Below are 24,802 nucleotides of genomic sequence, written 5' to 3' on the forward strand. Positions count from 1 at the left end.
GGAGCGGTCCCGGGGCCCGGAGCGGGCCTAGGGCTCGATGCCGAGCATCCGCCGCAGCAGGTCCCGCAGGATCGTGCGCTCGTCGGCCGAGAGCCCGGCGAGCGGCTCGCGCGCGAAGTCGAGTGAACCGCGCAGCCGCTCCGAGGTCTCCTGGCCCTCCTCGGTGGCCGCCGCCAGCTTGACCCTGCGGTCGGCCGGGTCGAGACGGCGCTCGACGAGCCCCCGGGACTCCAGCCGGTCCACGATGCCCGTGACGTTCGACGGCTCGCACTTCAGCTGCTGCGCTATGTGCCGCATCGGCGTCGGTCCGCGGGACAGCAGCCCCAGCACACGGGCCTGCGCTCCGGTCAGGGCGTGCTTGGCCGCCGCGTCCTCGTACTCCTCGTGGTAGCGGGCCACGATAGTGCCGATGAGCTCGACGACCTCGAGGGTCAGCGGGTCGATGCGCGGTGTCATGGACACTAGGATACCCATTTACTTGACAACATGAAATATCTAGACCCATGATTGTTTCATCTACTGAAGCATTTCTGATCCGCTAGGGAGGCTTCCCCTCATGTCCGTCATCCCCGCCACCAGCCGTGAATGGCATCTTGTCGCCCGCCCGGAGGGCTGGCCGAAGCCGGAGGACTTCGCCCTGCGCGAGGCCCCCGTCTCCGAGCCGGGCCCCGGCCAGGTCCTGGTCCGCAACCTCTACATGTCGGTGGACCCGTACATGCGCGGCCGGATGAACGACGTGAAGTCGTATGTACCGCCGTTCCAGCTGGACAAGCCGATGGAGGGCGGTGCGGTCGGCAAGGTCCTCGCCTCCGGCGTGGACGGCATCGCGGTCGGCGACCACGTGCTGCACGGCCCCGGCTGGCGCGAGTACGCGGTGGTGGAAGGCAAGAGCGCGGTCAAGGTCGACCCGGAGGTCGCGCCGCTCAGCGCGTACCTCGGTGTGCTCGGCATGACCGGCCTCACCGCGTACGCGGGTCTGCTGGAGGTGGCGTCCTTCAAGGAGGGTGACGCGGTCTTCGTCTCGGGTGCCGCGGGCGCCGTCGGCAGCGAGGTCGGCCAGATCGCCAAGCTCAAGGGCGCCTCCCGGGTGATCGGCAGCGCGGGCACGGACGACAAGGTCCGGCTGCTGGTCGACGAGTACGGCTTCGACGCGGCGTTCAACTACAAGAAGGGCCCGGTCGTCGAACAGCTGAAGGAGGCCGCGCCCGACGGGATCGACGTCTACTTCGACAACGTCGGCGGTGACCACCTCGAGGCCGCCATCGACCGCCTCAAGCTGCACGGCCGGATCACCGTCTGCGGCATGATCGCCCAGTACAACGCCACCGAGCCGCCCGCCGCCCCGCGCAACCTCGCGCTGATCATCGGCAAGCGGCTGCGGATGCAGGGCATGCTCGTGTACGACCACCAGAACCTCCAGCAGCAGTTCTTCGAGGAGGTCGGCGGCTGGATCCGCGAGGGCAAGCTGCACTACCGCGAGACGGTCGTCAAGGGTGTGGAGAACGCGGTGGACGCGTTCCTCGGGATGCTCCGCGGCGAGAACACCGGCAAGATGATCGTCTCCTTCGAGGACTGATCGGCGCACACGGTGGCCCCGGGGTGTTCCCCGGGGCCACCGGCGCATACCGGCGCGCTGCGTCGTCCGAGTGAACTGACGTCAACTTCCTTGTGGCATACGCACACGAATGAGGTACTGGAAACAACCAAACGGTGGGCCGCCCATCCCTCCCGGGGAGAGCGGCCTGCGGATTCTCCGCTCATGACGTGCGGCGGTCAGGCAGTTCGACGCCCTGCCGACTGTGAGGGCATCCCCCGAGGGATCGCGGTGTCCACTCCCGTATCTCGATGAGGAGACACCTCATGTCCTCACCCGTGCCGAACCAGGACGTCGCGCTCGCGGTCGGCGTGCCGACGATCCTCCTCGTTGTCCCGAGCTCCGGGCCGATCGGCGGCGGCAACCCCGTCGTGCTCATCGGAACGAACCTGGACACCGTCACCTCGGTGACCTTCGGTGGCACCGCGGCCACCATCGTCGCGCAGCCCCCCACCGGGACCGTGCTCATCGTCACCGCCCCGGCGCACGCCGCGGGTGCGGTGCCGGTCGTCGCCACCAACCCGTCGGGCGCCAGCGTTCCGGCCGGGTACACCTATCTGGTGCCGCTGCCTCCGCTCGCCTTCCTCATCACCCCGGTCAGCGGTCCGGCGGCGGGTGGCACCTCGTTCACCATCATCGGTGCCAACCTCACCGGTGCCTCCGTCACCTTCAACGGCACGGCCGCGACCGGTGTCACGGTGGCCGCGGGCGGCGCGGTGCTGACCGGTGTCACCCCCGCGGGTACGGCGGGCCCCGCCACCGTCGTCGTCACGACCCCCGGGGGCACCGCCACCGTGCCGGGCGGTTACCTCTACGCCTGAGGACGCCTGAGGACGTCTGGACGTCTCGAGTACGCCCGAGTCCGAGCCGATCGCACCCGGCTCACCGTTCCCCGTCCGGCTGGTCCGGCCGGGGAACGGCCGTGTGTACGGGGGCCGTACGATGCCGGGGTCCGCTCCGAACCAGACGGGTACCGATGTCCAGCCATCCGCACGACCGCGACGCCGCCCCCAGGGAACCGACCCCGCGGACCTCGCCGTCCCCTTCGTCCGCCCCGCCCGTGGGGCGGCGCCTCGCCCCGCTCGTACCCCTCCTGGTGGTGGCCTCGGCGGGGCTGCTGGCCGCCCATGTCGCCTTCAGCGGCGACACCTTCCAGCACTGCCACTACCTGGGGCCGTCCACCCGGATGTATCTGACCGCCTGGGCCGCGCCCGGGTGTGCTGTTGCCGCCGTGGTGCTGCTGTTCGCACTGCACCGCACCGCGCGCGGCCGCGGCGGCCTTCCGGTGGCGGGCCGGCGGCGGTGGATGTCCACGACGGCCGTGTGCTTCGTGCCGTTGCTGCTCCTGGTGCAACTCGCCTTCCTGTACTGGGTCTACCAGCCCGATCCGTCCGGCGGCAACGACTGTTCGGGCCTGGCCGTGAGCGTGGCTCAGGGGTGGTGACCGGCGGTGTGACCACGGTGTTCCGGGCCGCGCTTCCGCACCACCGGGGCGGCCGGACCCCCGCGGGGTGAGGGGCCGGCACCGGCGTCCGGTGCCGCCGCCGCGCAGGACACGGCGGCGGTGCTTCAGCCGGGGCTCGGCGGGTCAGGCGTCCGTGTGGACGCCCACCGTGAGCGTTCCCCGGTATCCGGCCGACGGCGTGCTCCCCAGAGCCGTCACGGTGAGGAGTCCGGCCGCGGTGCCACCGTTGTTGTAGATGCCGTCGCGGCTGAGTGGCGTGCGCCGGACGGTGTTGGTGGCGTACGGCGACAACCGGGCGACCGCCTCGGTGATGTTCTCGGCGAAGAAGAGCTGACCGGTGTGGATCTCGGTGCCGCCGGTGAACGAGCCGTCGTCGGTGAGCGTGACATCGGTGTGCACCTTGAGGTGGACATGGATGCAGCGCCCGACGTACCAACCGGGATAGATGCTGGTCAGCTTGGCCACCCCGTCGGAGCCGGTGAGCACTCCGCCGCGCAGGAAGGTGCGGTTGTCCGGCTCCTGGTGCCCGTTGGCCCCCACGAATCCGGAGTACTCGCCGAGCGCGTCGGCGTGCCAGATCTCGACGAGCGCCTTGTCGAGCGGCGCGCAGGTGCTGTTGTCGACGACCGTGAGACCGAGCTGGAGCGGTACGCCCTTCTTGTCCTCCGCGACGTTGGACCGTACGAACGCGTGGTCGAGGTAGTAGGGGCCTTCGGTGAGCTTCTTGGTGAGGGTGCAGATGGCGGTGTCGGCGGTGCCCGCGCGAGTGCGGGCGGGGGGCGATCCAGGGCGGGCGGCGGCGGTGCCCGCGGCGCCGACTCCGAGGGCCGCCGCGGCGGCGCTTCCGGCGATCAGTACTCTGCGTCGCCCCAGGGGGGCGGGGGATGAGTCTGTCATGGGCATGGAAACGTAGGGACGGTCCCTGTGGGAGACCTGTGAATTCGGCAAAGTCCTCCCGCGTCAACCCTTCATAATCGCCAACTCGTTTGCCCCCAAAGGGGATTGTCCGGCGCCACAACCGCTTACCGGCGCCCCGCCCGGGATTCCCTGCCCGGCCGCGTAAGCTACGGCCCCATGCGTGACTTCGCGGCCGGGTTCGGCTATCTGGTGAAAGGACAGCGCTGGGTCGCCCGGCACGGGCGGTGGTGGGGGATAGGCATGCTGCCCGCCCTCATCACCCTCGTCGGCTACGCGGCGGCGCTCGTCGCACTCTTCTTCTGGACCGACGACGTCATCGCGTGGGCCACCCCGTTCGCCGACGACTGGTCCTCGCCGTGGCTCGCCGTCTTCCGCGGAGCCCTCGCGATCCTCTTCGCCGCCACCTGTCTGTTCCTGGCGATCATCACCTTCACCGCGGTCACCCTGCTGGTCGGCCAGCCCTTCTACGAGTCGCTGTCCGAGGCGGTCGACCGCTCCGAGGACGGCACCGCGCCCGAGTCCGGGCTGCCGCTGTGGCGTGAACTGTGGATCGGGCTGCGCGAGGCCATCGCCCTGGTGATCCGCGTGGCGCTGTGGAGCGTGCTGTTCTTCGCGCTGGGCTTCGTCCCGGTGATCGGCCAGACCGCGATCCCCGCGCTCGCGTTCTGCGTGACCGGTTTCTTTCTCACCGAGGAACTGACGTCGATCGCCCTGCTGCGCCGCGGTGTGCTGTTGCGGGAGCGGCGGCGGATGCTGCGCGGCCGCCGCCTGCTCAGCCTCGGTTTCGGGGTGCCGCTCGCCCTGTTCTTCCTGCTGCCGCTGGTGGCCGTGTTCCTGATGCCGGGCGCGGTCGCGGGCGCGACCCTGCTGGTGCGCGATCTGACGGGCGAGGCCGAGCCGGTCGGCGGGGACTCGGGCCATCCGGCGGACGCGGTGGCGGGCGATCCGCCACCGCCGCCGCTCTCCTAGCCCCTAACCCGCCGCCGCGGTCAGCACGGAGCGCACCTGTTCCGTGATGGCGAGGCGGTTGCGGAGGAACTCCGGGTCGGTCACCTCGCCGGTCGCCGGGTCGGTGTTCCCGGCGCCGAACTGAAGGACGGGCGTGTGCAGATGGCCGCCCGGCGCCTTCAGCCCCACCGCGTCGCGCAGCAGTGTGGCGCGGTAGGCGATCTCGTTGGACAGATAGTCCCCGCCACCGCCCGCGCGGGCCGTCGAACCGGGCGTCGGCCCGTCCGGACGCACCACCGGACCGCCGCCGCCCGCCGGTATCTCGGTGACCTCCGTGTGGTCGTACACCGGGAAAGGACCGGTGTCCGCCGCCACGATCCGTCCGTACGGAAGCGTGGTGGTCGTCCACTGCGGCCGCGGTGCGGGCGTCGGCACACCGGAGGGGATGGGCACGGTCCCGGTCTCCGACACATTGGCGTTGTCGGGATAGCCGCCCCGCCAGGCGCCGTTGGTGCGCTCCACGTCGAAGCGGCCGATCCGGCCCTGGCTCACGGTCATGAAGACATCCGCCCGCCGCGGTCCGGACCGGAACGACGGCAGCAGTGTCCGCTCGACCGTCCCGTCCGCGAAGTCCGCCCAGCGCACGGGGAACACGGCGGTCTCGATCCGCGCCGGCCCCCGCTTCGTACGGATCGTGGTCCCGTCCAGCGCGAGCGCGGCGGCCCCCGAGGGGTTGGACCGGCGCGGATCCGCGTCCAGCTGGAACGGATCGAAACCGGTGACCACGATCCGCCTGATCCGCGGACCCGCGGGCAGCTCGATGGAGTCCTCACCACGCGAGCCGCGCTCCAGCGTGGCGAGCAGCGCGGCACGCCGCTCGTCGGACAGCGGGAATCCGGGCCGCCACTCGCCCAGCGCCCGGGTCATCCCCAACCGCGCCCAGTACAGCGGCCGGTCGTCGTCCCGGCTCAGATCCCCGCCCGCGGGCCCACGCCCCTGTACCCGCTCCACGGCCCGCCGCCACAACCGCCCTCCGTCGCGCGCCACCACGGTCTCCGCCTCCGCGACGGACCGCACCCCCTCCAGCGCCCGCGCGAAGTCCGGCGCCACCGTATCGAACCCACTGCGCCGCAGAATCTCCCGCGGCGCGGCCTGATCGAGTCGCCGCTCCTCCACGGTGGGCGAGGCGGTGGCGGCGCGCGCCTCGGCGGCCACCGGCCCGGCGGACACCAGCGGCGCCGCGGCGATCAGTGCGGCCCCGAAGAGGGCCAGACGGGCGTGAGTTGGTCTCATACGGAGTCCTTTCTCCCGGCCCGGCAGTCTAGTGCCGCGTCAGCCAAGGTTCGCCCCGCTCGCCGCCCTGGCACGCTCCCCCAGCTACCGCTGGGAGGTGCCCCCTCTCGCCGCGTTGGCCGAAAGCCCGAGTAGGCCCACTACGAGTGCTTCCGGCCGCCTTGCGATCGCACGCGCCAGGGCGCCTCGCTACCGGGCAAACCTTGACTGACGCGGCACTAGAACGCGTATGCGACGAAAGCAGGAGGGTCACCGTTGTGCCCTGCCCACCACGGTTGACTTCGAGCGCGCTCCAGGTGGTGGGCTGACGCCACCGCACAGAAGCCCGTCACTCACCTCACGGGGGCCCGCATGACCAGCACCACCACCTCACCCGTCACTCTCATCACCGGCGGCAGCAGTGGCATCGGGGCCGCCACCGCGCGCCAACTGCTCGACAGTGGGCACCGGGTGGTCGTCACCGGACGCGGTGAGGACCGGTTGCGGCGGTTTGCCGCGGAGGTGGGAGAGGAGGGGGACGAGGGCGAGCGGTTGCTGACGTTCGCCGGGGACGCGGCCGACTACGCCACCGTGCGGCGCGCCGTGGACCGCACCGTCGAGACCTTCGGACGGCTGGACACCGTCGTGGCGAACGCCGGGTTCGCCACGCATGACACCGTCGCCGACGGTGACCCCGAGGGGTGGCGGGAGATGGTGCTGACCAACGTCCTCGGGCCCGCGGTGCTGATACGCGCCGCACTGGGGGCGTTGAAGGAGACGCGGGGGCGGATCGTGCTCGTGGGGAGCGTGGCGGGGTTCGTCCATACGCCGGGGAACCTCTACGGGGCCACCAAGTGGGCCGTCACCGGTCTGGCCGAGAACACGCGGCGGATGGTGACCGGAGACGGGGTCGGGGTGACGCTGATCGCGCCGGGGCGGGTGGAGACGCCGTTCCGGGACGGGCTGGGCGGGTTGCCCGAGGGGCAGCTGCTGACGGCCCATCAGGTGGCCGAATCCGTCGTGTGGGCCATCAAGCAGCCCCAGGGGGTGGACGTCAACAATGTGATCATCAGGCCCATCGGACAGCCGGTGTAGTGCCTGCCAAATGGCTTCAGCCGCCGTGTCCGCACGGCTGATCGGTCTAAGCGACCGTGTCGGTTCCACCACCTGAATCCGCCGCTCGCAAGGCTGCATGCAGGCATGTGTTTGCAGAAGACAAGAAGGGCGGCTCGATGAGACAAGTGATGCGAGCGATGGCCGTGGGCGCTTCCGCGTTCTGCGCTGTGGCGTTCGGCGGAGTCAGCGCGGCACAGGCGCAGTCGTGGCCTTCGAGCGACGCACTGATCGCCTCCGCCCTGGGCGGGACGGTCCAGGAGAACCACTGCGAGACCAACGTCGGCCCGTACAGCCCTGTCGCCGGGGGGTCGGGCGACACCAACATCGGTTCCAAGTGCTCCAACGTGAGTATCCGCACCGTGTCGGAGCACCGGCAGGATCAGCACCGGCAGGGCCAGCACCGGCAGGATCAGCACCGGCAGGGCCAGCACCGGCAGGATCAGCACCGGCAGGGCCAGCACCGGCAGGATCAGCACCGGCAGGATCAGCACCGGCAGGGCCAGTACGGGCAGGGGCAGGGCCAGTACGGGCAGGACCAGTACGGGCAGGGCCAGTACGGGCAGGACCGGCCCATGGTCATGTCACGAGGCTGACTTTCGGCAGTGTTCCCGTGCCCCGGCCCTCCGAGAGGGTCGGGGCATGCGAATGTCACGACGTCAACTCCTCGGCGGCATCGCCGCCACCGGCGCCACCGTCGCCCTCACCTCCGTCGCCCTCGCCTCCGGGGCCGAGAGCAAGGAGGGAAAGAAGACGGGGGAGAAGACCGGAGAACGGGCGAAAGAGCCCGTACGGCTCGAGTTGCCCCGCCCCACCGGCCACCACCCCGTCGGAGTCACCGAACTGCACCTCACGGACCGGACCCGGCGTGAGCCGCGCTGGACCGGGGCGGGGGAACGGTTCCGTGAGCTGATGGTCGGCGTGTGGTACCCGGCGGCCAGGGGCGGTGAGGCACCGCCCGCGCCGTATATGCGGCCCCGCGCCGCCGACGCGTACGGGGCGGGCGCGGCGAGGATACTCAAGCTGGAGCCGGGGGACATCGACTGGGCCGGGTTCACCACCCACGCCCGCACCGGCGCGGACATGGCACCCGGCCGGAGCCGCCGGCCGGTCGTGCTCTACGCCCCGGGGATGTACAACGAACGCACCCTCGACACCACCGCCGTCATCGAACTCGCCAGCCACGGCTATATCGTGGTCACCGTCGACCCCACCTACGAGGCGCACGCCGTGGAGTTCCCCGGCGGCCGGGTGGTCGAGGTGGCGCCCGGCCTCGGCGCCATCGAACCGGTCGCCGCGCGCAACAAGGCCGCCCTCGACGTACGCGTCGCCGACATCCGCTTCGTCCTCGACCAGGTGGAGGCCCTCAGCCGGGGTCGGGTCCCGCACACCCTTCCGCGCGGTCTCGCCACCGCCCTCGACCCCTCCCGCATCGGCATGTTCGGGCATTCGCTCGGCGGTATGGCCACGGCCGAGACGATGCGACTCGACCGCCGGATCCGGGCCGGGGTCAATCTCGACGGGCCGCTCGGCTACGACTGGGCGGATCCCGATCAACTGCTGCCGGTCGCCCGTACCGGTCTGGACCGGCCGTTTCTCCAGATGGGCGCATGGCTGACGACGTCCGACTCCCGCCGTCCGCACACCCACCGTCACTCCCCGTCCTGGCGGGCGATGTGGCGCAACTCCACCGGCTGGAAACGTGATCTGTGGACCGAGACCGCCGAGCACAACTCCTTCACCGACTACCAGACGGTGCTGCCCGGTCTCGCCGAACACTTCACCCTGCCGAAGGGGCTACCAACCCAAATGGTCGGCCGGGTTGACGCCCGGCGGTTCACCGCGAGTCGACGGGCCTATCTCACCGCGTTCTTCGAGCAGCATCTGCGCGGCCGTCATCAGCGGTTGTTCGACGGCCCTTCGCCCCGCCACCCGGATGTGCGTTTCATCGACTGATCCGGCCGGCCGGCGCGCGACGGGTCAACCTGCCGTCGTGGAGCCACCCTCTGGGCAGCGAGGGACACGCCGCCCGGCGGGTGAGGTTCCCGCGGCCCGGTCCGCGGTGCCGGTAGCTGTACAGGAATCCGCTCCCCGCACACGGAGGTAATCCGTCCATGCGCAACCGTCATCGCATCGTCGGCGCCGTCGCCGTCGTGCTCATCTCGGCACCGGCCGCCCACGCCACGGCATCCGGCGCCACGGACTCCGACTTCCCGGCCGTGCCGTCCCGGTCCGACCTCGCCCCCGGGCTGGACCGGTCCGCCGTGCCCCTGTCATGGGGCGACAGCCTGACCGTCGACCGCACCGGTTATGTCACCCGGGGCGGCACCGTCACGGTGTACGGCAGCTTCCGGTGTTCGTACGACGAATCGGACAGCTCGCACGCCAGCATCCTCGTCACGGTGACGCAGGGCGCGGAGCGGCACGCCGTCGGCGCGGTGTCGGCGCTCTGCGACGGGCTGCGGCACCGCTGGGTCATCGCGGGCAACGGCGGCGCCCGGTATGTGCGCGGACCGGCCTACGTCGATGCGCGGATGGTGAGGTTCGGCGCCCGCGGTGGCGTCGTGCCCATGCCGCGGACCGTGGCCGACACCGAGCACGAGATCAAGCTCATCAGCCCCGTGAGCTGAACCCGGCGGCGGGGCGGCCCGCACGGGGCCGCCCCGCCTCAGCTCTCCTCCGCTCCCGCGCCCTCGTCCCCGCGCGCCGCCAGCAGCGAGACGAACGTCCGGAAGACCGCGGGCATGTCCACCGCCTCCGGGTCGTGCAGCCACTGGAACTGCAACCCGTCCATCACCGCCACCAGCAGCGGTGCCACCTCCTCCGGTGTCTGCCCGCCCGGCAGCCGGTCGCCGAACTCCCCGCGCAGGGTGTCCGCCATATCGGCGCGCACCCGCTCATAGCGCTGGGTGAAGCACGGACGCGCCGGGTGGTCCCCGGTGACGCTCTCACCGAGGAGCGCGGAGAAGGTCTGGACGATGCCGGGCCGCATCGCGTTGTACTCCACCAGCGAGTTGAGCAGCGCCAGCGGCCACGCACCCGCGCCGTCGCGCCGAGCGGAGCCGGTGTCCCACTGGTCGCGTTCCTCGAGGACCGCGATGAGCAGGGATTCCTTGGTGGGGAAGTAGTGCAGCAGCCCCTGCTGGGTCAGCCCCACCCGCTCGGCCACCGCGCCCAGCGTGGCTCCCCGGTAACCGCGCTCGGCGATCACCTCGAGTGCGGAGCGGACGATCTCCGCACGCCGCTCCTCGCCGCGACTGGTCCCGCTGCCGCGCTCCATCAGCCTGTCCATGCCCTCACCGTATGGCACGGCCTATAACGCAATGATAACGGAACCTACCGGTCTACAGGGAATCGGGTTCAGGATGGCGTGCGGTCCACGAACGCGACGAGGAGGCCGAGCCGTGGCAGATCCGACCACCGTCACCACCGACAGCGCCGACAGCGCCGACACCAGCACCCGCGCGGCCGTGGAGAAGGCCCTCGGCAGGCTGGATCTCGACACCAAGGCCCGGCTGCTCTCCGGGCAGGACTCCTGGTCCCTGCCCGCCGTCCCGCACATCGGGCTCCGCTCCGTGGTGATGTCCGACGGCCCGATCGGTGTCCGCGGTGTGCACTGGACCGCCGACGACCCGTCCGTGGCCCTGCCCAGCCCCACCGCGCTCGCGGCGACCTGGGACCCGGAGCTGGCCCGTCGCGCGGGACACCTCCTCGCCCAGGAGGCGCGGCGCAAGGGGGTCCACGTACTGCTCGCACCCACCGTGAACCTGCACCGCTCACCTCTGGGCGGGCGCCACTTCGAGGCGTACAGCGAGGACCCGTACCTCACCGGAGAGATCGGCACCGGCTATGTGGCGGGCGTCCAGGACGGCGGAGTGGCCACCACCGTCAAGCACTTCGTGGCCAACGACGCGGAGACCGAGCGCTTCACCGTCGACAACCGGGTGGACGCGCGGTCGCTGCGCGAGCTGTACCTCGCGCCCTTCGAGGCCATCGTGAAGAACGCCCGCCCCTGGGGCGTCATGGCCGCCTACAACGGGGTCAACGGCGCCACCATGACCGAACACCGCGCGTTGCAGCGCGATGTGCTGCGCGGCGAGTGGGGGTTCGACGGTTTCATCGTGTCCGACTGGATGGCCGCCCGCGACACCGTACGGGCGCTGACCGGCGGCCTCGACGTGGCGATGCCCGGTCCGCGGACCGTCTACGGCGAGGCGCTGGCCGCCGCCGTCCGCGACGGGCGGGTGCCGGAGTCCGACGTCGACGACGCGGTGCGCCGGGTGCTGACGCTGGCCGCCCGGGTCGGCGCGCTCGACGGCGCGGCGCCCGCCGTCGCCCCGGCCGACCGGCCCCGTCCGGTCGACGGGGACGCGCTCGCCCGTGAGATCGCCCGCCGGTCGTTCGTCCTGCTGCGCAACCAGGGCACGCGGGGCACAGATGGCCGGGAGCCGGTGCTGCCGCTGGAGACGACCGGCCCCTGCAAAGTGCGTTCCCTCGCGCTCATCGGCGCGGCGGCGCGCGATGCCCGGGTGCTCGGCGGCGGCTCGGCGCTGGTCTTCCCCGAGCACATCGTCTCGCCGCTCGACGGGCTGCGCGCGGCCCTGCCCGCCGAGGTGCCGCTGACGTACGCCGTCGGCGCCGACCCCACCGATGAACTCGCCCCGGCCGGGGCGGGGTTCGAACTACGCGCGGTGGTCCGGGACGCGAAGGGGCGGGTGCTGGGGGAGTCCCGGCTGCCCGGCGGACAGGTGCAGTGGCTCGACGACTTCCCCGACGGAGTGACGTACGAGGAGCTGCACACCGTCGAGACCGTGGGCACCTTCACCCCGCGCGAGTCCGGTGCCCACTCCTTCGGCACCCGGGGTCTTGGCGGGCTGCGGCTGGTGGTGGACGGACAGGTGCTCTTCGAAGGGGAGGAGCGGCCGGTGGAGGTGGACGACCCCTTCGAGGCGTTCCTCGGCGCGCCGGTCTGCCGCGGTCGGGTCGAACTCACCGCGGGCGTACCGGTGGAGGTCAGTCTGACCTGTGCGGTGGTACGGCCCGAGGGCTCGCTCTGGCGGGCCGTGTGCTTCAGCCTGATCCACCGGGCCCCGGAGCGCGACGCCGATGAGCTGCTGGAGGAGGCGGTGGCCGCCGCCACCGCCGCCGATACCGCCGTGGTCGTGGTGGCCACCACCGAGAGCGTCGAGAGCGAGGGGTTCGACCGCCGGGATCTGCGGCTGCCGGGCCGTCAGGACGAGCTGGTGCGGCGGGTGGCGGCCACCGGCACCCCCACCGTGGTCGTGGTCAACGCGGGCTCCCCGGTGGAGATGGACTGGCGGGACGATGTGGCCGCGGTGCTGCTGAGCTGGTTCCCGGGCCAGGAGGCGGGGGCCGCGCTCGCCGATGTGCTGCTCGGCGCGGAGGAGCCGGCCGGCCGGCTGCCGACGACCTGGCCCCGGCGGCTGGTGGACGCACCGGTGCGCGAGGTGGCGCCGACCGAGGGCCAACTCGTCTACGAGGAAGGCGTGTTCATCGGCCACCGCGCCTGGGAGCGGCGTGGTGCCACCGGCCCGGCCCCCGCGTACTGGTTCGGCCATGGCCTCGGGTACACCGAGTGGTCGTACGAGGCGATGGACTTCGTCCCGGGCGGTGAGGACGATGTGCTCGGCACGGTGACGGTACGGATCCGCAACGCGGGCGCGCGGGCGGGCCGCGAGGTGGTGCAGATCTATCTCGCGGTGCCCGAGGGGGAGGACGGGCGCGAGGAACGGCCGGTGCGCCGTCTCGCGGGCTTCGCGCCGGTCGCCGCCGCGCCGGGGGAGACGGCCGAGGTGGCCGTACCGCTGCGGCGGCGCGCGGCGGAGGTGTGGGACGAGGCCCGCGGCACCTGGCGCCTGGTCACCGGCACCTACACGGCGGAAGCGGCCCACAGCGCCGCCGACCGCCGTCTCTCGGCCCCGGTCCCGGTACCGGCCCGCTGACGCGAGGGCCGTGGGGCGCGGGGCGGGGCATGGAGGGGACGCCCCGCCCCGCCCCGGATCCACGGCCCGTACCCATGGCTACGGCGCCGAGATGCGGCGGTAGGCCATCGCGGCGAGCTGCTGCTGACCGGCCTTGCTGGGGTGGAACCAGTCCCACTTGCTCAACTCATGCGTGCTGAAGCGGTAGTTGTGCACGGCCGGGTCGTAGCGGCACAGCGGATCCCCGCCGCAGACGTCCTTCAGCACCTTGTTGTACGCGTCCACCCGCTTCGCCACCTGTCGCCGGCGGTCCATCGAGGCCGCGTCCAGGGCGTCGGAGTCCTTGAGCATCGAGGGGCAGATGCCCAGCTTCCAGATCTGCTTGCCCAGGACGTTCTTCCGCCCCTCCGACCACAGCCGCTTCAGATCGGGCACGCTCGCCACGTACACCTGGGTCTTCGGCAGCTCGTGCCGCAGCTTGGTGAGGGACGAGGTGAAGGTGGTGCGGAACTCCTCCGGCGAGGTCATGTCGGACACCGAGGCCCGGCAGGCGTCGTTGGCGCCGATCATCACGGTCACCAGCTCCGGCTTACGGGCCGCGGCGGCCGTGACCTGCGCGGGCAGATCGTCCATCACCGCGCCGGTCTTGGCGAAGTTCCAGCTGCGGGTGCCCGAGCGCAGCCGCTGGGCCAGGCTGTCCACATCGCTGCCGGTGGACCAGGACACCTCCGGGCAGTCGGAGAGCACGGAGCAGGCGTCGAAACCGCGGCTGATGGAGTCGCCCAGCGAGGCGATGGAATCGGGGCTGGTGTTCCAGACGATCTTGGGTTTGGCGTGCGGGGACTTTCCGCCCCGGGACGGTCCCTGCCGGGACGGGCTGTCCGAGCCGCCGAAGCAGCCGGAGGCGCTGAGTACGGCGGCCGTCGTGAGCAGCGCGACACCGGCGCGCGCCGCGGTCTGCGCGGTCGGACGCACGGCCGTACGCCCGGTCATGGACGCGGTGGTCGACCGCTTCCGGCGTGTCGCGCTGGCCCGCATGGCTGTTCCCCCTCCGACTGTTGGGTGATACCTCTCCGGGACCGACGGTACGTCACTCCTCCGACTGGCTCGCGCGGTACTTTTTTCTTGTGACAGATGCGCTTCCGGCCGACGTCGAAGGGCGCTGTGCGGTACGGGCACCTTACGCCGCGTCACATCCTGTCCCTTTTCTTGAGAATTCTGCACGATAAATTTCACTGAAGGTAATGTCGGGACTGGTGCGGAGGCGATCACTAGGGCAGAATGTCGCGTGGTGTCCCGGGCACGACCGGTACGGGCATGAGGCCGCTGGGGAAGGCGCACCTCGAACCGCACAGGAGGTCCCGGTGACGACACGTGGAGTTCTGTATGTGCACTCCGCTCCGCGCGCGCTGTGCCCGCATGTCGAGTGGGCCGTCGCGGGCGTCCTCGGCGTGCGTGTCACGCTCGACTGGATCAAGCAGCCCGCCGCGCCGGGCACCTGGCGCGCGGAATTCTCCTGGCAGGGCCAGGTCGGCACGGCCTCCAAACTGGCCTCCGCGCTGCGCGGCTGGCATCTGCTGCGCTTCGAGGTGACGGCCGAGCCCTGCGCCACCGCCGAGGGCGAGCGCTACAGTTCCACTCCCGAGCTGGGCATCTATCACGCCGTCACCGGTATGCACGGCGACATCCTCATCCCCGAGGACCGGCTGCGCGCCGCCCTCGCCCGCTCCGCACGCGGCGAGAGCGAACTCGAGGGGGAGATCGCCAAACTGCTCGGCAAGCCCTGGGACGACGAGCTCGAGCCCTTCCGCTACGCGGGTGAGGGCGCCCCCGTCCGCTGGCTCCACCAAGTCGTCTGACCGCCCGCCACCTCCTAGCGTGGCGTCATGACCGACATCCCCCCGGCACGCTCCGTCGCCGTCCTCGGCACCGGCATCATGGGCTCCGGCATGGCCCGTAACCTCGCCCGGTCCGGACTCGACACCCGCGTGTGGAACCGCACCCGCTCCAAGGCCGAGCCGCTCACCGCCGACGGCGCGCACGTCACCGGCACCCCCGCAGAGGCCGTGGACGGCGCCGACGTGGTGCTCACCATGCTGCACGACGGCCAGGCGGCACTGGAGACGATGCGTCAGGCCCAGGACGCGCTGCGCCCCGGCACCGTATGGGCCCAGGCCACCACCGCGGGACTGGACGGCCTTGACGCCCTCGCCGCCTTCGCCCGCGAGACGGAGCTCGTGCTCGTCGACTCCCCGGTGCTGGGCACCAGACAGCCCGCCGAGAGCGGACAGCTGCTGGTGCTCGCCGCGGGCCCGGTCGCGGTCCGTTCCACCGTATGGCCGGTTTTCGACGCCATCGGCAGCCGTACGGTCTGGGTCGGCGAGAACGGGGAGGAGGCCGCGGCCACCCGGCTCAAGCTGGTGATCAACAGCTGGGTGCTCAACGTCACCCACGGCGCGGCCGAGGCGCTCGCCCTCGCCAAGGGGCTGGGTGTGGATCCGCGGGGGTTCTTCGACGCCATCGCCGACGGACCGCTGGACAACGGCTATCTACGGGTCAAGGCGGGGCAGGTGCTCAGCGGCGACCTCGAACCCAGCTTCGCGACCAGGACCGCGGAGAAGGACGCCCGGCTGATCGTGGCGGCCGGGGAGCGCGCCGGGGTACGGCTGGACGTGGCCGCCGCGGGCGCCGAGCGGTTCCGGCGCGCCATCGCCCAGGGCCACGGCGACGAGGACATGGCGGCCTCGTACTTCGCCAGCTTCGACGACGGCCGGGGCTGAGGCCCCGCACACCGGTGGCCCGCTTCCGGCCGGAGCCGGCAGCGGGCCACCGTGAGGTGAGCGACGTGGCCGTCAGACGGTGCGGAAGGCCAGCACCACGTTGTGTCCGCCGAAGCCGAACGAGTCGTTCAGCGCCGCGATGGTGCCCGCCGGAAGCGCCCGCGGCTCACCGCGCACGACGTCCGCGTCCGCCTCGGGGTCGAGGTTGTCGATGTTGATCGTCGGCGGGGCGATCCGGTGGTACAGCGCCAGCACACTGGCGACCGTCTCCACACCGCCCGCGCCGCCGAGCAGATGGCCCGTCATGGACTTGGTGGCGGACAGCGCCATGTGGTCCACGTCCTGGCCGAACACCTTGCGCAGCGCCTTGATCTCGGCGACATCGCCCTGCGGCGTCGAGGTCGCGTGCGCGTTGATGTGCACGATCTCGGCGGGCTTGAGGTCGGTGGCGTCCAGCAGGTTCTGGAGGGCGTGCGCGATCCCGTTGCCGGACGGCTCCGGCTGGGTGATGTGGTGGGCGTCGGCCGAGATGCCCTGTCCGACGGCCTCGGCGTAGACCCGCGCGCCGCGCTGGGCGGCGTGCTCAGCCGACTCCAGGACCACCACACCGGCGCCCTCGCCGAGCACGAAGCCGTTGCGGTCGACGTCGTAGGGGCGGGAGGCACCCTGCGGATCGTCGTTGTTCTTGGACATCGCCATCATGTTGCCGAACGCGGCGATGGGCAGCGGGTGGATGGCCGCCTCGGTGCCGCCGGCGACGACCACATCGGCACGGCCGGTGCGGATCATCTCGATGGCGTAGCCGATGGCCTCCGCACCCGACGCACAGGCGCTGACCGGGGTGTGGACACCGGCGCGGGCGCCGACCTCCAGACCCACGTTGGCCGCCGGGCCGTTGGGCATCAGCATCGGCACCGTGTGCGGGGAGACCTTGCGGACGCCCTTCTCCCGCAGCACGTCGTACTGGTCGAGCAGGGTGGTGACCCCGCCGATACCGGAGGCGACGACCGCGCCCAGCCGGTCGGGGTCCACCGAGCCGTCCTCGCCCGCCTTGGCGGTGAAGCCCGCGTCCGCCCAGGCCTCACGGGCCGCGATCAGCGCGAACTGCGCCGAGCGGTCCAGCTTGCGGGCCTGCGGCCGGGGGATGACGGTGGCCGGGTCGACCGCGATGCCCGCGGCGATCCGGACCGGCAGATCGGCCGCCCAGTCCTGCTCCAGGAGGCTGACACCGGACCGACCGGCGAGCAGGGCCTCCCAGGTCGACGAGGTGTCGCCACCCAGCGGCGTCGTGGCACCAACACCGGTGACGACCACGGTGCGATTGGTCGAGTTCACAGGAATTCTTACTCCACGTGTAGAGGGTGCTGGACCTGCCACCGCATGGGTGGCGACGAGCCCTCGGCTCAGCCCTGGTGCTTGACGATGTAGTCGACGGCGTCGCCGACGGTCTTGAGGTTCTTGACGTCGTCGTCCGGGATCTTGACGTCGAAGCGCTCTTCGGCGGCGACGACGACCTCGACCATGGACAGCGAGTCGACGTCCAGGTCGTCCGTGAAGGACTTGTCCAGCAGGACGTCCTCGGTCGGGATACCGGCGATCTCGTTGACGATCTCGGCGAGACCCTCGAGGATCTCTTCCTGAGTGGCGGCCATTGCGGCGCTCCTTCTTCGGTGTGTTGCGGTTGGGTGCGCAGCGTCCCGGTCGTACGGGGCTGCGTGGATATGGACTATGGAGCCTAAGGGAGGGTAACGACCGTCGCTGCGTAGACGAGACCCGCTCCGAATCCGATGACGAGCGCGGTGTCGCCGCTCTTCGCCTGCCCCGTCGCCAACAGCCGCTCCATGGCGAGCGGAATGGAGGCGGCCGAGGTGTTGCCGGTGGTCTCCACGTCACGGGCGACCGTGACGTGCTCCGGCAGCTTGAGGGTTTTGATCATCGAGTCGATGATCCGCAGATTGGCCTGGTGGGGGATGAACGCGTCGAGGTCGTCGGCGGTGATCCCGGCCTCGTCCAGGGCCTGCTGGGCGACCTTGGCCATCTCGTACACGGCCCAGCGGAAGACCGCCTGGCCCTCCTGCCGGAGCGCGGGGAAACGTACCTCCTCGCTGCTCCGTTCGCGGTAGACATCCCAGGGCAGCGTCTGGCTGATGGTGTCGGACTTGTCGCCCTCCGAGCCCCAGACGGTCGGGCCGATCGCGGGCTCCTTGGACGGGCCGACCACCACCGCGCCCGCGCCGTCACCGAACAGGAAGGCCGTGGCCCGGTCCTCCAGATCGGTCAGATCGGACAGCCGCTCGACGCCGATGATCAGCACATGCTCCGCGGTGCCGTCGGTGACCATGCCCTTGGCCAGGGCCACTCCGTAGCCGAAGCCCGCACAGCCCGCCGAGATGTCGAACGCGGCCGGCTTGCCGGTGCCGAGCAGGTGCGCGATCTCGGTGGCGACCGCCGGGGTCTGCTTGAAGTGCGAGACCGTCGAGACGATCACGGCGCCGATCTGCTCGGGCGTCAGCCCCGCGTCCGCGATGGCCTTGCCGCCCGCCTCGACCGACATCTGGGCGACCGTCTCGTCCGGTCCGGCCCAGTGACGGGTGGCGATGCCCGAGCGGCTGCGGATCCACTCGTCCGAGGAGTCGATGTGCTTGAGGATCTCCTCGTTCGGCACCACCCGGGTCGGACGGTAGCCGCCGACACCGAGGATGCGCGCGTACGGTGCGCCCTTACTGGGCTTGATCTTCGCGGTCATGCGTCTCGGAGCTCCTGTTCGGCCGGTGTGGCGGCGGCGGGGTCGGCATGCTCGGCGATCAGCGCGCGGGCCGCGTCGAGGTCGTCCGGCGTCTTGAGCGGCACGTTCACCACGCCCGGCAGCGCGCGCTTGGCGATACCGGTGAGCGTCCCGCCCGGGGCCAGCTCGATCAGCCCGGTGACACCCAGCTCCTGGAAGGTCCCCATGCACAGGTCCCAGCGGACCGGGTTGGACACCTGGGCGACCAGCCGCTCGATCACCTCGGTACCGGAGGTCACCACCTTGCCGTCGCGGTTGGAGACGTAAGCGGTGCGCGGGTCGGCGACCGGAACACCTGCGACCAGGGCCTCGAGCGTGGCGACCGCCGGGGTCATGTGGTCGGTGTGGAAGGCACCGGCCACCTTGAGCGGAACGACGCGGCGCACGCCCTCCGGCTTGTCCTCGGCCAGCGCCGCCAGCTGCTCGGCGGTGCCCGCGGCCACGATCTGCCCGGCGCCGTTGACATTGGCCGGGGTCAGCCCGTGCTTGTCGAGGTGTGCGACGACCTCGTCCTGCTCACCACCCAGTATGGCGGCCATACCGGTCTCGGCGCGGCTCGCGGCGTCCGCCATGGCCAGGCCACGGCGGCGGACCAGCACCATGGCCGCCTCGTCGGTCAGCACCCCGGACACCGCGGCGGCGGTGATCTCACCGACGCTGTGGCCCGCGGCGGCGCCCAGCCGGTGCGCCGAGGCGGCCGGACCGGAGGGGGCTCCGGCGCCGTCGGAGAACAGGGCGTGGGCGGCGACGAGACCGGCGGCCACCAGCAGCGGCTGGGCCACCGCGGTGTCGCGGATCTCCTCCTCGTCGGCCTTGGTGCCGTAGTGGATCAAGTCCAGGCCGGAAACGGCCGACCACCAGGTCAGACGTTCGGTGACACCGGGGAGGTCGAGCCAGGGGGTCAGGAAGCCGGGCTTTTGAGCGCCCTGGCCGGGAGCGACGAGTACGAGCACTCTCACACTCTCTCTTGTGGGTGGTCCGGCTCGCCCGTGAGGACAAGGACGAAGAACCGTCAGGGGAATTGTTGGACTCCAACAAAGGGTCAGGAAAGTATGTCTCCATCGGCGAGCCGACCCAGGATCAGGGCTATGCGCAGCGTAAACGCCGACCTGACGTCGGACGGTGACCACCCGGTGACGTCGGTCACACGTCGCAGCCGGTAGCGGACGGTGTTGGGGTGTACGAAGAGCATCCGGGCCGCGCCCTCCAGGCTGCTGGCCTGTTCCAGGTACACACTCAGCGTCTCCAGCAGCGCGGAGCCCGCTTCCTCCAGTGGTCTGTAGATCTCCTCCACCAACTGCTCACGGGCGGCCGGATCCCCGGCCATCGCCCGCTCCGGCAGCAGATCGTCCGCCAGCACCGGCCGCGGGGCGTCCGGCCAGGCGGTGCACGCCTTCAGTCCCGCCGCGGCGGCCCCCGCCGAGCGGGTCGCCGCCAGCAGGTCGGAGACCACCGGACCGGCCACCACCGGGCCCGGGGCGTACGGCCCGATCAGTGCCTTCGCCGCCTGGAGCGGATTGTCCGAACCGCCCGCGACCACCACCAGACGGTCGCCGAGCACCCCGGTGAGCACCTGGAGCTTGGCGTGCCGGGCGGCCCGCCGGATCGCCTCCACGGTCAGCTCGCTGTCCCCGTCCGGGGCGGTGCCCAGCACCACGCACACATGCTCGGGCGCGTTCCAGCCGAGGGCGGCGGCGCGGGACAGCGCCCCCTCGTCCGCCTCGCCCGACAGCACCGCGTTGACCACCAGCGACTCCAGCCGGGCGTCCCAGGCGCCGCGCGCCTCGGCCGCCTGCGCGTACACCTGGGCGGTGGCGAACGCGATCTCCCGCGCGTACACCAGCAGCGCCTCGCGCAGCGCCGACTCGTCGCCCGGAGCCGCCACGTCGTCGATCGCGGACTCCATGACCTCGATGGTGGTCCGCACCATCTCCACGGTCTGCCGCAGGGTGATCGCCCGGGTCAGCTCGCGCGGGGCGGTGCCGAAGACATCGGTGCTGATCGCCTGTGGGGCCTCCGGATGCCGGAACCACTCGGTGAAGGCCGCGATACCCGCCTGTGCCACCAGACCGATCCAGGAGCGGTTCTCGGGCGGCATCGCCCGGTACCACGGCAGCTGTTCGTCCATGCGCGCGATGGCGCCGGCGGCCAGCTTCCCGGACGACTTCTCCAGGCGGCGCAGGGTGGCACTGTGGGGATGCGGGAGGTTCGCGGCTGGTTCAGGCACGAGGACAAGACTGCCTTATCGGATGGCGTACGCGGGGGGCGGGGAGGTCGGAGGAGGCAGAAAGGGGAGAGGAGGGGAGAGGAGGGAGAGGAGGGAGAGGAGGGAGAGGAGGGAGAGGAGGGGAGCGCACTACCGTGGACCGCGTGATGTGGATACAGCGGTCCGGTGCACGGTATCCGGGCGGGGACGGCGCCGGCATCGAGACGCGCCACGCCTTTTCCTTCTCCGGCCACTACGACCCGGACAATGTGCGGTTCGGGCTGCTCGTGGCGTGCAACGAGGAGCGTCTCGCGCCCGGCGCGGGCTTCGCCGAGCACCCCCACCGCGATCTGGAGATCGTGACCTGGGTGGTCGCGGGCGAGCTCACCCACGAGGACTCCACCGGTGCCCGGACCGTGGTGCGCCCCGGCGATGTCCAGCGGCTCAGCGCGGGCAGTGGGGTGCGTCACACCGAGCGGAACGCGGGCGCGGAATCCCTGGTCTTCGTACAGATGTGGCTGGTGCCCGGCCCCGTCGCCCCGGCCGAGCCCGGGTACGAGGTGGTGCGCGGTATCGCCGACGGCACCCCGTACGCGCTGGAGCGCACCGAGGCGGTGCTGCATGTGCGGCGGCTCGGGGACGGTGAGCGCACCGCGCTGCCGGAGGCGCCCTGGAGTTACGTCCACGGGGTGCGCGGCGCGGTGCGGATCGGGGACGAGACGCTGGGCGCGGGCGACGCGGCCCGGCTGCGGGATGCCCACGGGTTGGTGGCGCGGGCCGAGGGCCCGGCGGAGCTGCTGGTGTGGGAGATGCACGCGGAGCCGGTGTACGGCTGACGCCCCCGGGGCCCGCGCGGGGCTCAGCCGGTGCGCAGCTCGGCGAGGACCGCGTCGGTCAGCGCCGGCCAGACCTCCACGGCCCACGGTCCGAAGGCCCGGTCGGTCAGGGTCACACAGGCCGCCCGCGCCTCCGGGTCGACCCACAGGAAGGTGCCGGACTGGCCGAAGTGCCCGTAGGTGCGCGGCGAGGAGGAACCGCCGGTCCAGTGCGGCGACTTGCCGTCGCGTATCTCGAAGCCCAGCCCCCAGTCGTTGGGCCGCTGGTGGCCGTAGCCGGGCAGTACCCCGGTCAGCCCCGGGTGCACCACCGAGGTGGCCTCGGCCAGCGTCTGGGGCGCCAGCAGCCGCGGCGCCTGGAGCTCGGCCGCGAACCGCACCAGGTCCGCCACGGTGGAGACGCCGTCCTTGGCGGGGGAGCCGGTCAGCTCGGTCGCGGTCATGCCGAGCGGCTCCAGCACCGCCTGGCGCAGATACTCGCCGAAGGGGATGTCCGTGGCCTTGGCGAGGTGGTCGCCCAGCACCTCGAAGCCCGCGTTGGAGTACAGCCGGCGGTTGCCGGGGGCGGCGACCGTGCGGTGTTCGTCGAAGGCGAGCCCGGAGGTGTGCGCGAGCAGATGACGGACGGTGGAGCCCTCGGGCCCGGCCGGTTCGTCCAGCTCGACCGCGCCCTCCTCGACGGCGACCAGTACGGCGTAGGCGGCGAGCGGCTTGGTGACCGAGGCGAGGGGGAAGCGGTGGTCGGCCGGGCCGTACGATCCGGCCGGGGTGCCGTCCGCCGTGACGACGGCCGCCGCCGCCGTGGGGACCGGCCAGTTCTCGATCATCCGCAGGCTTTCCATGGCCCTGAGCCTAGTGCCCGCCGGATTTCGCCCCACAATCCGCTTGCTTGGAGTGCACTCCAAGTCCATAGCGTTGTCCCGGGCAGGGAACGCGCACAGCATCGAGACCGGCGAGAGGGTATCGGCATGACCGTGATGGAGAGCGCTCCGGCTCCGGCGAAGCCGCGGATCTGTGCGGAGGAACATCCGTACCCGCGGCCGACCGGACAGGACCGCTACACGATCAGCGAGGTGGCCGCGCACACCGGGCTGAGCGCGCACACCCTGCGCTGGTACGAGCGGATCGGGCTGATGCCGCACGTGGACCGCACCCACACCGGGCAGCGCCGGTTCACCAACCGCGACCTGGACTGGCTGGAGCTGGTGGGCAAGCTGCGGCTGACCGGGATGCCGGTGGCGGACATGGTCCGCTACGCAGAGATGGTCCGTACCGGGCAGGACACCTTTCGCGAGCGCGAGGAGCTGCTGACCGAGCACCGGGAGAACGTCCGGATGCGGATCGCGGAGCTCCAGAGCACGCTCGAGGTCATCGACTACAAGATCAGCATCTACTCCGGGGCACGGCAGCGGGCGGAAGGCGCCTGATCGAGAGCGGGCGGCCGGTTCAGCCGCAGAGGGCCGCCAGCGCGACCGTCACGCACAGGACGGCGAACGCGGCGGCGGCCCGGCCCAGCACGGCCCGGCGGACCCCGGCCGGGCCCGCGCCGTCACCCGCGCGGCTCCCGTCGCCGGGGCCCTCGGGGTCCTCGGGGCACTCCGGGCGCTCCAGGGCGAACAGAGCGGCACACAGCGCCGCGAGCGCCGAGGGACGGGGGTCATACGAGGCCATGGCGGCAGTCCTGGGCACCGTCGTCGTGGTCCGCGCACCGGATCCCGTCGAACCGGCCGAGCGCGATCCGGGCGAAGTTGCGCAGCGAGTCCGTACCGGGGGCGAAGTAGCCGGTGTGGCCGTGGGCGCGGTCGGCGGAGACGACCCGGGCACCGAAGGACCGGTCGGTCGGGTCCTCGCCGTGGCCGAGACCCAGGAACGCGTAGCCCGTCACCCGCCGTATCCAGTCGGTGCTGTCCCGGGCCGCCCACACCCGCGCGGAGGTGCGCAGGCCCTCGGCGCTGTCGGCGCGCATCCCGGGGCTGCCCAGGACCACCAGGTCCGAGACCCGGGCGCGGTCCATCGCGGAGGCGGCGAGCCCGCAGAGGACCGAGCCGTAGCTGTGGCAGAAGACGGTGGGCGGCGCCTCCGCGGTGGCCGCGGTGGTCACCGCCAGACCCGCCAGCAACCGGTCCAGACGCGGTGCCCCCGCCTCGGCCAGCCGGCTGGTCGCGGCGTCCGGGCCGAGCCCGACCGGCGTGGTGTAGCCGACCCACGCCACCACGGCGGTGGGGGTGCCGGGCGCCTCCCGGGCCATCTGCGCCCGCAGCGCCCGCGCCATGCCGACGGGGGTGCCGTACCGGTCGTGGTCGCGGTCGAAGGTGTTCAGATCGATGTCGGAGCCGGGCACCACGACGGCCGTGCGCCGCGCCGTCGCCAGATCGCCGAAGACCTCGGCGACCTGGCCGCGGCCGCGCGGATCGAAAGCGAGGATGTGACGGCCCGGGGAGAGCAGCGTGGTGTAGCGCTCGACGAGCGGGCTGCCGGGGTCGGCGGCGCGCTCCTTGTCGCGCGCGGCCCGGACGGCGCGGGCGTTGGCCTCGTAGCGCAGTGCGAGGGGCGCACCGTCGAGGTTGCCCACCACCTGCGGATGGCGGATGGCCAGGGCCCGCCGCTGGACGTCGGTGAGCCCGGCGAAGAAGCGGGCGATACGGGCCGGGGAGGTGGTGGCCGGGTCGGGCAGCTCCCGCCCGGGGCCCGGCAGCGAGTGGTCTGCGAGCCAGGAGGCGGTGCCGGGCGGCGGCCCGGTGATCGCCTGCTCCTCGTGGGCGACGGTCCACCCGGCCGTGCCGGCCATGACGGTGACGGTGAGCGCGGCCGTGATCAGACGGCGGGCGTAGTGCCTGGGTCGGTGCGTCGGGGACATGGCCGCGGGTTTCCCTCTTCCGTTCGGTGGCGAGGGAAACGTAGGGAGCCGGTGGGTGGCGGGGCGTCACACCGCGGTGCCAAGTC

The 24,802-nt window shown here is 71.9% G+C and carries 26 protein-coding genes; 13 read left to right on the forward strand and 13 right to left on the reverse strand.

Going from position 1 to position 24,802, the window contains the following annotated elements:
• Positions 1 to 27: 27 nt before the first annotated feature.
• Positions 28 to 456: a MarR family winged helix-turn-helix transcriptional regulator gene (locus HUT19_RS28155; protein ID WP_176183131.1), complete on the reverse strand. Its 429-nt coding sequence runs from the start codon at positions 454 to 456 to the stop codon at positions 28 to 30.
• A 100-nt stretch (positions 457 to 556) separates the two neighbouring features.
• Here HUT19_RS28155 and HUT19_RS28160 point away from each other — a divergent pair, with 100 nt between their 5' ends.
• The 3 genes from HUT19_RS28160 to HUT19_RS28170 all read left to right on the forward strand — a co-directional run bounded on the left by HUT19_RS28160 (position 557) and on the right by HUT19_RS28170 (position 3,038).
• Positions 557 to 1,576 carry an NADP-dependent oxidoreductase gene (locus tag HUT19_RS28160; protein ID WP_176183132.1) on the forward strand — a complete coding sequence of 340 codons (1,020 nt, stop codon included), beginning with the start codon at positions 557 to 559 and terminating at the stop codon, positions 1,574 to 1,576.
• Between the two features lie 284 nt (positions 1,577 to 1,860).
• The gene (locus HUT19_RS28165; RefSeq protein ID WP_176183133.1) at positions 1,861 to 2,415 is read left to right on the forward strand and encodes an IPT/TIG domain-containing protein; all 555 of its coding nucleotides are present in this window, start codon (positions 1,861 to 1,863) and stop codon (positions 2,413 to 2,415) included.
• A 155-nt stretch (positions 2,416 to 2,570) separates the two neighbouring features.
• Positions 2,571 to 3,038 carry a hypothetical protein gene (locus HUT19_RS28170; RefSeq protein WP_176183134.1) on the forward strand — a complete coding sequence of 156 codons (468 nt, stop codon included), beginning with the start codon at positions 2,571 to 2,573 and terminating at the stop codon, positions 3,036 to 3,038.
• Positions 3,039 to 3,182: 144 nt separating this feature from the next.
• Here HUT19_RS28170 and HUT19_RS28175 read toward each other — a convergent pair whose 3' ends face one another.
• The gene (locus HUT19_RS28175) at positions 3,183 to 3,962 is read right to left on the reverse strand and encodes an intradiol ring-cleavage dioxygenase (RefSeq protein WP_176183135.1); all 780 of its coding nucleotides are present in this window, start codon (positions 3,960 to 3,962) and stop codon (positions 3,183 to 3,185) included.
• Between the two features lie 171 nt (positions 3,963 to 4,133).
• On the opposite strand from HUT19_RS28175, the gene HUT19_RS28180 reads away from it, so the two are divergent.
• Positions 4,134 to 4,946 carry an EI24 domain-containing protein gene (locus HUT19_RS28180; RefSeq protein WP_176183136.1) on the forward strand — a complete coding sequence of 271 codons (813 nt, stop codon included), beginning with the start codon at positions 4,134 to 4,136 and terminating at the stop codon, positions 4,944 to 4,946.
• Positions 4,947 to 4,949: 3 nt separating this feature from the next.
• Here the strand turns inward: HUT19_RS28180 and HUT19_RS28185 are convergent, their stop codons facing one another.
• Positions 4,950 to 6,218, reverse strand: coding sequence for a pyroglutamyl peptidase (locus HUT19_RS28185; protein ID WP_176183137.1), 1,269 nt, complete (start codon positions 6,216 to 6,218; stop codon positions 4,950 to 4,952).
• Between the two features lie 351 nt (positions 6,219 to 6,569).
• Between HUT19_RS28185 and HUT19_RS28190 the strand changes: the two genes are divergently transcribed.
• From HUT19_RS28190 to HUT19_RS28205, 4 genes are all read left to right on the forward strand, one after another.
• The gene (locus HUT19_RS28190) at positions 6,570 to 7,292 is read left to right on the forward strand and encodes an SDR family oxidoreductase (RefSeq protein WP_176183138.1); all 723 of its coding nucleotides are present in this window, start codon (positions 6,570 to 6,572) and stop codon (positions 7,290 to 7,292) included.
• A 149-nt stretch (positions 7,293 to 7,441) separates the two neighbouring features.
• Positions 7,442 to 7,906, forward strand: coding sequence for a hypothetical protein (locus HUT19_RS28195; RefSeq protein WP_176183139.1), 465 nt, complete (start codon positions 7,442 to 7,444; stop codon positions 7,904 to 7,906).
• A gap of 46 nt (positions 7,907 to 7,952) precedes the next feature.
• Positions 7,953 to 9,266, forward strand: coding sequence for a lipase (locus HUT19_RS28200; RefSeq protein WP_254885827.1), 1,314 nt, complete (start codon positions 7,953 to 7,955; stop codon positions 9,264 to 9,266).
• A 158-nt stretch (positions 9,267 to 9,424) separates the two neighbouring features.
• The gene (locus tag HUT19_RS28205; protein ID WP_176183140.1) at positions 9,425 to 9,940 is read left to right on the forward strand and encodes a DUF6299 family protein; all 516 of its coding nucleotides are present in this window, start codon (positions 9,425 to 9,427) and stop codon (positions 9,938 to 9,940) included.
• A 38-nt stretch (positions 9,941 to 9,978) separates the two neighbouring features.
• On the opposite strand, the gene HUT19_RS28210 is transcribed toward HUT19_RS28205, so the two are convergent.
• Positions 9,979 to 10,602: a TetR/AcrR family transcriptional regulator gene (locus HUT19_RS28210; RefSeq protein WP_254885828.1), complete on the reverse strand. Its 624-nt coding sequence runs from the start codon at positions 10,600 to 10,602 to the stop codon at positions 9,979 to 9,981.
• 73 nt (positions 10,603 to 10,675) lie between these two features.
• Between HUT19_RS28210 and HUT19_RS28215 the strand changes: the two genes are divergently transcribed.
• Positions 10,676 to 13,273, forward strand: coding sequence for a glycoside hydrolase family 3 protein (locus tag HUT19_RS28215; protein ID WP_176183141.1), 2,598 nt, complete (start codon positions 10,676 to 10,678; stop codon positions 13,271 to 13,273).
• Between the two features lie 78 nt (positions 13,274 to 13,351).
• Here the strand turns inward: HUT19_RS28215 and HUT19_RS28220 are convergent, their stop codons facing one another.
• The gene (locus HUT19_RS28220) at positions 13,352 to 14,245 is read right to left on the reverse strand and encodes an SGNH/GDSL hydrolase family protein (RefSeq protein ID WP_254885829.1); all 894 of its coding nucleotides are present in this window, start codon (positions 14,243 to 14,245) and stop codon (positions 13,352 to 13,354) included.
• Positions 14,246 to 14,616: 371 nt separating this feature from the next.
• Here HUT19_RS28220 and HUT19_RS28225 point away from each other — a divergent pair, with 371 nt between their 5' ends.
• Together HUT19_RS28225 and HUT19_RS28230 are read left to right on the forward strand one after the other, a co-directional pair.
• Positions 14,617 to 15,111 carry a DUF3145 domain-containing protein gene (locus tag HUT19_RS28225; RefSeq protein ID WP_176183143.1) on the forward strand — a complete coding sequence of 165 codons (495 nt, stop codon included), beginning with the start codon at positions 14,617 to 14,619 and terminating at the stop codon, positions 15,109 to 15,111.
• Between the two features lie 27 nt (positions 15,112 to 15,138).
• On the forward strand, positions 15,139 to 16,032 hold the full coding sequence (locus HUT19_RS28230) for an NAD(P)-dependent oxidoreductase (protein ID WP_176183144.1): 894 nt from the start codon (positions 15,139 to 15,141) through the stop codon (positions 16,030 to 16,032).
• Positions 16,033 to 16,104: 72 nt separating this feature from the next.
• Here HUT19_RS28230 and fabF read toward each other — a convergent pair whose 3' ends face one another.
• From fabF to HUT19_RS28255, 5 genes are all read right to left on the reverse strand, one after another.
• Positions 16,105 to 17,367, reverse strand: a complete 1,263-nt coding sequence (fabF, locus tag HUT19_RS28235; protein WP_176183145.1) for a beta-ketoacyl-ACP synthase II — start codon at positions 17,365 to 17,367, stop codon at positions 16,105 to 16,107.
• A gap of 68 nt (positions 17,368 to 17,435) precedes the next feature.
• Positions 17,436 to 17,684 (reverse strand): acyl carrier protein, encoded by a 249-nt coding sequence (locus HUT19_RS28240; protein WP_176183146.1) that lies wholly within the window; start codon positions 17,682 to 17,684, stop codon positions 17,436 to 17,438.
• 83 nt (positions 17,685 to 17,767) lie between these two features.
• The gene (locus HUT19_RS28245; RefSeq protein ID WP_176183147.1) at positions 17,768 to 18,778 is read right to left on the reverse strand and encodes a ketoacyl-ACP synthase III; all 1,011 of its coding nucleotides are present in this window, start codon (positions 18,776 to 18,778) and stop codon (positions 17,768 to 17,770) included.
• Complete coding sequence (locus HUT19_RS28250) at positions 18,775 to 19,770, reverse strand: ACP S-malonyltransferase (protein WP_176183148.1); 996 nt, start codon at positions 19,768 to 19,770, stop codon at positions 18,775 to 18,777. The genes HUT19_RS28245 and HUT19_RS28250 overlap by 4 nt, the downstream gene beginning before the upstream one ends.
• Before the next feature lie 89 nt (positions 19,771 to 19,859).
• Positions 19,860 to 21,044, reverse strand: coding sequence for a CdaR family transcriptional regulator (locus HUT19_RS28255; protein ID WP_176183149.1), 1,185 nt, complete (start codon positions 21,042 to 21,044; stop codon positions 19,860 to 19,862).
• 146 nt (positions 21,045 to 21,190) lie between these two features.
• On the opposite strand from HUT19_RS28255, the gene HUT19_RS28260 reads away from it, so the two are divergent.
• Entirely contained in the window at positions 21,191 to 21,859 is a 669-nt protein-coding gene (locus tag HUT19_RS28260; RefSeq protein WP_176187398.1) for a pirin family protein, read from the forward strand.
• 23 nt (positions 21,860 to 21,882) lie between these two features.
• Here HUT19_RS28260 and HUT19_RS28265 read toward each other — a convergent pair whose 3' ends face one another.
• Positions 21,883 to 22,701, reverse strand: coding sequence for a serine hydrolase (locus tag HUT19_RS28265; protein ID WP_176183150.1), 819 nt, complete (start codon positions 22,699 to 22,701; stop codon positions 21,883 to 21,885).
• Between the two features lie 135 nt (positions 22,702 to 22,836).
• Between HUT19_RS28265 and HUT19_RS28270 the strand changes: the two genes are divergently transcribed.
• Positions 22,837 to 23,286 (forward strand): MerR family transcriptional regulator, encoded by a 450-nt coding sequence (locus tag HUT19_RS28270; RefSeq protein ID WP_254886235.1) that lies wholly within the window; start codon positions 22,837 to 22,839, stop codon positions 23,284 to 23,286.
• Positions 23,287 to 23,305: 19 nt separating this feature from the next.
• On the opposite strand, the gene HUT19_RS28275 is transcribed toward HUT19_RS28270, so the two are convergent.
• Positions 23,306 to 23,530: a hypothetical protein gene (locus tag HUT19_RS28275; RefSeq protein ID WP_176183152.1), complete on the reverse strand. Its 225-nt coding sequence runs from the start codon at positions 23,528 to 23,530 to the stop codon at positions 23,306 to 23,308.
• Positions 23,517 to 24,716 (reverse strand): alpha/beta hydrolase, encoded by a 1,200-nt coding sequence (locus tag HUT19_RS28280; RefSeq protein ID WP_176183153.1) that lies wholly within the window; start codon positions 24,714 to 24,716, stop codon positions 23,517 to 23,519. The genes HUT19_RS28275 and HUT19_RS28280 overlap by 14 nt, the downstream gene beginning before the upstream one ends.
• Positions 24,717 to 24,802: the final 86 nt, after the last annotated feature.

It is taken from the genome of Streptomyces sp. NA02950, assembly GCF_013364155.1.
GTDB lineage: Bacteria > Actinomycetota > Actinomycetes > Streptomycetales > Streptomycetaceae > Streptomyces.